This window comes from Chitinophaga sp. (assembly GCF_035538455.1).
GTDB lineage: Bacteria > Bacteroidota > Bacteroidia > Chitinophagales > Chitinophagaceae > Chitinophaga.
Window position 1 is genome coordinate 22,661 of sequence record NZ_DATLKJ010000242.1, and the last position, 6,000, is coordinate 28,660.

Annotated in this window: 7 protein-coding genes; all 7 read left to right on the forward strand. The window is 46.8% G+C overall.

The window, feature by feature from the left end; genetic code table 11:
• Nucleotides 1–17 precede the first annotated feature (17 nt).
• The 7 genes from VM802_RS28280 to VM802_RS28310 all read left to right on the forward strand — a co-directional run bounded on the left by VM802_RS28280 (nt 18) and on the right by VM802_RS28310 (nt 5,842).
• Nucleotides 18–686, forward strand: a complete 669-nt coding sequence (locus tag VM802_RS28280; RefSeq protein ID WP_325537118.1) for a C40 family peptidase — start codon at nt 18–20, stop codon at nt 684–686.
• 39 nt (nt 687–725) lie between these two features.
• A complete protein-coding gene (locus VM802_RS28285) occupies nt 726–1,634 on the forward strand; it encodes a glycosyltransferase (protein WP_325537120.1) in 909 nt (302 codons plus the stop codon).
• A 40-nt stretch (nt 1,635–1,674) separates the two neighbouring features.
• Nucleotides 1,675–2,400: a class I SAM-dependent methyltransferase gene (locus VM802_RS28290; RefSeq protein WP_325537122.1), complete on the forward strand. Its 726-nt coding sequence runs from the start codon at nt 1,675–1,677 to the stop codon at nt 2,398–2,400.
• 18 nt (nt 2,401–2,418) lie between these two features.
• Nucleotides 2,419–3,414, forward strand: a complete 996-nt coding sequence (locus VM802_RS28295) for a hypothetical protein (protein WP_325537124.1) — start codon at nt 2,419–2,421, stop codon at nt 3,412–3,414.
• Nucleotides 3,415–3,608: 194 nt separating this feature from the next.
• Nucleotides 3,609–3,980 (forward strand): sugar 3,4-ketoisomerase, encoded by a 372-nt coding sequence (locus tag VM802_RS28300; protein WP_325537126.1) that lies wholly within the window; start codon nt 3,609–3,611, stop codon nt 3,978–3,980.
• A 7-nt stretch (nt 3,981–3,987) separates the two neighbouring features.
• A complete protein-coding gene (locus tag VM802_RS28305; RefSeq protein ID WP_325537128.1) occupies nt 3,988–5,073 on the forward strand; it encodes a DegT/DnrJ/EryC1/StrS family aminotransferase in 1,086 nt (361 codons plus the stop codon).
• Between the two features lie 10 nt (nt 5,074–5,083).
• Nucleotides 5,084–5,842: a glycosyltransferase family 2 protein gene (locus VM802_RS28310; protein ID WP_325537130.1), complete on the forward strand. Its 759-nt coding sequence runs from the start codon at nt 5,084–5,086 to the stop codon at nt 5,840–5,842.
• The last annotated feature ends 158 nt before the right edge of the window (nt 5,843–6,000 follow it).

A 6,000-nucleotide genomic window follows, 5' to 3' on the forward strand; every position in this document is an offset into this window, starting at 1 on the left:
AATTTTTAACCAGACTTATGATCAGAAAGAAAGGACATCTTTGGGTGCAGTTATCGATTTGTGCTTTGGCACTCACATCATGTTCTACTCTGAAAAAAAGTAATACGGTAAAACGTACAACGCCCGCTCCCGTGGAGAAGCGCCATGTTACCTTCATCGACGGTATCAGCACTCCTTCCAGTCATCACCGTAATTCGACCGACTACAACAACAGGAATGTAAGCATCAGCAGGAATATTTCTTCTGCCAGCGCTAATCTTGAAAATGCACAGAGCTGGCAGTTTAAATACGCCCAGCTGCTGGATGTGCCGGTAGAAGAAGTGCTGAATCAGCGTTTATATGGCTTTATTGAGGAGTGGTGGGGAACACCCTACCGTCTGGGTGGTAAAACACACGATGGTATTGATTGTTCAGGGTTTGTGAATACATTGATGAACACCGTATTTCAGTTCAGTCTTTCCGGTAACTCCGTACAGCTTTTCAACCAGGTTCGGCGCCTGAGTCACCGTGAACTGCAGGAAGGGGATCTCGTATTTTTCAAAATACGCCACCGGCAGGTGTCTCATGTGGGTATCTACCTGGAGAATGATAAGTTCGTGCATGCCTCCACCAGTGCAGGTGTGATTATCAGCGACCTGAATGAGCCCTATTGGAAAAAGTATTTCGTGGGAGGTGGCAGATTATAAATTATCTGTTTACTTTGCGGCGTATTATAAAAATTGATTATGGCAACACTGGCACCGATAGTACTCATTGCTTACAAGCGCCCCGACCTTACGGAGAAGGCGCTGGAAAGCCTTGCCGCCAACCCGGAAGCGGCGGAGAGCGAACTGTACGTGTTCGCCGATGGCCCCAAAGCCGGCAGCACTGAGGCTGATCAGCAGCATATCGATGCCACACGCCGCGTGATCCGCAGCCGTAACTGGTGCGGTAAAGTACACATCACGGAGCGCGTACAGAACTACGGTCTTGCCAAATCCGTCATCACTGCGGTTGCTGAGGTAGTAGCCAAACATGGCCGTGTGATTGTGGTGGAAGATGATCTTGTGTTGTCGCCCTTTTTTCTGCAATACATGAACAAAGCGCTGGATATGTATGAAGACGAGCCGCAGGTGGCTTGTATACATGGTTATGTATATCCCATACAGGAAAAATTGCCGCCCACTTTCTTCATCCGCGGAGCGGACTGCTGGGGATGGGCCACCTGGGAACGCGCCTGGAAACAGTTTGAGCCCGACGGGCAAAAACTCTATGATGCCATCCGCCTGAAAGGCGAGGCGCGCACCTTTAACTTTGATAACACCTACGACTATATGAAAATGCTGCGTAAGCAGATCAGCGGCCAGAACGATTCCTGGGCTATCCGCTGGCATGCTTCCGCCTTCCTGAAGAACATGGTGACCCTCTATCCCGGAAGGTCGCTCGTGCAGAATATCGGAACAGACAGCTCCGGCACCCACATGGACGCCTCGGATGCTCAACATTTTGATGTATTATTGTCTGACAAAATGATAGCGCTGAAGAAGCTGCCGCCAACACCAGATGAGGCAGCTACTAACGCCTTCATCGAATATTTCCGGTCCATTAAGCCCGGGTTTTTCAAGAAAGTGATAAATATGGTAAAAAGAAAATAGTTCCGTTAACCATATTTATTTTTAGAAAGAGGATTTTAAAATGGGATTTTTCCAGCAGTTACTATTAAAAGAGACATTCAACCCAGGTCCGTTAGGCCTGGTGATCAACCCTTTCTACATCGCCCGCCGCGGACTGTACAAAGAGATGGCGAGGCTGGCCCCGCAACTCTCCGGACGCCTGCTGGATGTGGGTTGTGGCACCAAGCCCTACAAACACCTGTTTTCCGGCACCGATACCTACATCGGCCTGGAGATAGATACGACGCTGAACCGCGAGAAGAAAGATGTGGATGTTTTCTACGATGGCAAACGCTTCCCCTTTGATAATCACTCCTTCGATGCCATCCTTTGCAACCAGGTACTGGAGCATGTATTCAATCCCGACGAGTTCCTGCAACAAATAAACAGGGTGCTGAAACCCGGCGGCAAGGCCATTATCACTGTTCCTTTCGCCTGGGATGAACATGAGCAGCCCTATGATTATGCGCGCTATTCCTCTTTCGGGCTCAAAAGCCTCCTGGAGAAAATGGGCTTTGAAATGATAGAGCAACGCAAGTCGGTAGCAGATCTGCGCGTACTCACCGTATTGTTCAACGGCTATCTGTACAAGAAGACTGTGAAGTACCGTTTCCTGCGTATCTTCACCACCATCTGCATTATGTTCCCTAACAATGTGATCGGCTCCCTGATCGGAATGATTACGCCTTCCAATGAAGACCTGTACCTCGATAATATTGTACTGATCCGTAAGGTGAAGGATTTATAGCAAATTGTTTTGAAGATTATGAAGGAAATAGATACCACCTTATATTACTGCACTTTGTTCGACAGCAATTATCTGTCGCGCGGGTTGGCCATGTACCGTTCACTGGCAGCTGTGTGCAGCTCCTTCCACCTGTACGTGTTCGCCTTTGATGATAAGTGTCTGCAGGTGCTTAGAAAAATGCAGCTGCCAAACCTGACCGTGATCTCGCTGGAAGAGTTTGAAGATCCGGAGTTGCTAAAGGTGAAGCCTACACGAAACCGTGCAGAATATTGCTGGACCTGTTCTTCCTCTACCATTCTGTATTGCATACAAAAATTCAACCTGGGTCATTGCACTTATATAGATGCCGACCTTTATTTTTATACAGACCCGACCGTGCTGATGGATGAAATGGGCAACCATGCTGTGATGATAACCGAACACCGCTACACGCCTATGTATGATAAAAGTAAGCTGAGCGGCAAATACTGTGTACAATACATTACCTTCCGTAACAACCGTTGGGGCATGGAAGCGTTGCAGTGGTGGCGAAATGCCTGCCTGGACTGGTGCTACGACCGCCATGAAGACGGTAAATTCGGCGATCAGAAGTATCTGGACGACTGGACCACCCGCTTCACCAATGTGTGGGTATTGCAAAACCTGGGTGGTGGATTGGCCCTGTGGAATATACAACAGTACGACGTGTTTGAGGTGAACGGAAAACTGAAATGCCGTGAAATAGCCACCGGCAAAGAATTTGATCCGGTATTCTACCATTTCCATTATCTGAAATATTTTACAGACAATACTATAGAATTGGGCAGGCGCATTATTACGCCGGCCGTAAAAGAATTATTCTACAAGCCTTATATCAAAGCGCTGGATGAAAGCAAAAAAGAGATACAGGCTTTTGATAATTCTTTTGACCCGCACGGCTCCAGACCCAGACCAACCGGGCTGAAAGTATCGCTGGTAACGGCATGGAGAAAGCTGAGGAACGTTTATCATATTTATTCATTGTCCGAACTGTGATTTAGTTGATTATTTTGATTGTTCTGATGTGCGAAGATTATGTGTTGATGATCATTACAATCATAATGAAGGTTATACGAATCAGATAGATTAAAAGAAATTCATCTTAATAGAATCAACAGAATATAATCTTCGCACATCAGAACAATCAAAATAATCAACTAAATCATAGTTCAGACGGTATCGAAAGTATAATGGCGCATATTATTGACTTAACAACGCATAGCGATAAGAGAGGAAACCTCACGGTAATAGAGAAGCAGATACCCTTTGAATTAAAGAGGATATTTTACATTTATGGAGTGGATGACTCTGTCCGTGGCGGTCACCGTCACCGTACCACTGTACAGGCAGCTATATGCGTGCATGGCAGTTGCATTGTGTCCAACGACAACGGGAAAGAAAAGACCGATTATGTTATGGATCATCCCAACAAATGTCTGATCCTGGAGCCGGAAGACTGGCATACCATGCATCATTTTACACCGGATGCGGTACTGTTGGTAATGGCCTCTACATCATTCGACCCGGCGGATTATATTTTTGAACCTTACCCAGAGAAGTAACAGCGCTATGATAGAATACGAAAACCTTGGCCTGCTGAACAAGCCCTTTTTTGAAGAGTTTAAAAGCACATTTGCTGCAACACTTGAAGGTGGCTGGTATATACTTGGCAATAAAGTAAAAGAGTTTGAAACTGCCTACGCAGCATATCATGGCAGCAAACATTGCATAGGCCTTGCCAACGGCCTCGATGCGCTCACGCTCAGCCTGCGTGCATTCGACTTTGCACCTGGCGATGAAGTGATCGTTCCATCCAACACCTATATCGCCACTATCCTCTCTATTGCTCAGTGTGGGCTGAAACCCGTACTGGTGGAGCCGGATATACACACGTACAATATCGACGCGGATAAAATAGAAGAAGCTATTACGCCCCGCACCAAAGCTATCATGGTTGTACACCTTTATGGCAAAAGCTGTGAGATGGACAAGATCATGGCCATCAAGCAGAAACATGGACTGGTGCTGATCGAAGACTGTGCGCAATCCCACGCCGCTGCCTTCAAAGGCCAGCTGACCGGTACCTTTGGAGAATATGGCGCATTCAGCTTTTATCCTACCAAAAACCTTGGTGCACTGGGAGATGCCGGTGCTGTTATCTGTAATGACGACAACCTCAACACGGCGATGCGCCGCCTCCGTAACTATGGATCCGATGTAAAATATTATAACGAAGTGGTGGGCGTCAACTCACGTCTCGATGAGGTGCAGGCGGCATTCTTGCTGGTAAAATTCAAATACCTGGAGCAGATCACCGAACATAAACGTAAGCTGGCCGCGATATATCATGAAGGACTGAAAAGCGATTTCATTAAGCCGGTAGTGCATGAAGATTACTTCGACGTATATCATATCTACAACATCCGCCACGAACGCCGCGATGAGCTGAAGAAATTCCTGCTCGACAATGGCGTGAAGACGGATATACATTATCCGCTGCCACCGCACCAGCAGAAGGCTATGCAAGGCATCATTGATCAGCGGCCTTATCCTATTTCCGAAGAAATACACCGCACCACACTGAGCCTGCCGTGTTCTTATTGTCATACTACAGACGATGTTGCGCGTGTAGTGGAAATCATTAATAAATTCTAAAGCACTAACAGTGACGGGTATACGTTCTTTGCCGGTTGTCAGTATTATAACAGTCTGTTATAATGCCGAAAAATATATAGCACATACTATTGAGAGTGTGCTGTCGCAGACGTATCCGAACATTGAATACATTATTGTGGACGGCGCCTCTAAGGACAAGACCCTGGAAGTGGTAGCACCGTACCGCAACCGTATCGCCAAATTGGTGTCTGAGAAGGACAAAGGGCTGTACGATGCCATGAACAAAGGCATACAGCTGGCCACGGGTGAGTATCTGCTGTTCCTGAATGCAGATGATACGCTGGCAGACAACGATGTGCTTACCAGGATGCTGGCTACCTGCGCAGATGCAGACGTTTATTACGGAGAAGCAATGTTTGTAGATGAAGCTGGTCATGACCTTGGGCTGCGCTCCGAACAAACGCCGCACAAGGTGCCGGAGCAGCTGAACTGGAAAAGCCTGCAACAGGGAATGGTGGTGTCTCATCAGGCATTTATAGTGCGCCGTAGCATCAGCCCGTTGTACGATCTGCGCTACAAAGTAGCGGCAGACATCGACTGGATGATAAGCGCATTGAAGGCATCGCAACGTATCTGCAATACACACCTGGTAGTAGCAAAATTCAGGACAGGCGGTACCTCCAAACAGCGGCAGCGCCTTGCCTGGAAAGAACGTTACAATATACTGGGACGTCATTACGGTCATGTATCCAATTTTTGTAGCCACCTGTATATCGCAGTGCGGTATATTTTTTCTAAGAAGTATTAACGTTATAGTATAAAATAAAAGAGGCTGTATCATAAATAAATGATGCAGCCTCTTTTAATATTACTACCTGGCGGGCATTTATCCACGTTTCTGGTGGAGAAAAATTTTGATTTCCTGCATTTGCTCCCAGAATGATTTCCTATTTTTAATTTATGGCA

Bases quoted from the DNA above. Each gene is read 5' to 3' on its own strand.
- VM802_RS28280 (WP_325537118.1), top strand. From the start codon at position 18: ATGATCAGAAAGAAAGGACATCTTTGGGTGCAGTTATCGATTTGTGCT.
- VM802_RS28285 (WP_325537120.1), top strand. From the start codon at position 726: ATGGCAACACTGGCACCGATAGTACTCATTGCTTACAAGCGCCCCGAC.
- VM802_RS28290 (WP_325537122.1), top strand. From the start codon at position 1,675: ATGGGATTTTTCCAGCAGTTACTATTAAAAGAGACATTCAACCCAGGT.
- VM802_RS28295 (WP_325537124.1), top strand. From the start codon at position 2,419: ATGAAGGAAATAGATACCACCTTATATTACTGCACTTTGTTCGACAGC.
- VM802_RS28300 (WP_325537126.1), top strand. From the start codon at position 3,609: ATGGCGCATATTATTGACTTAACAACGCATAGCGATAAGAGAGGAAAC.
- VM802_RS28305 (WP_325537128.1), top strand. From the start codon at position 3,988: ATGATAGAATACGAAAACCTTGGCCTGCTGAACAAGCCCTTTTTTGAA.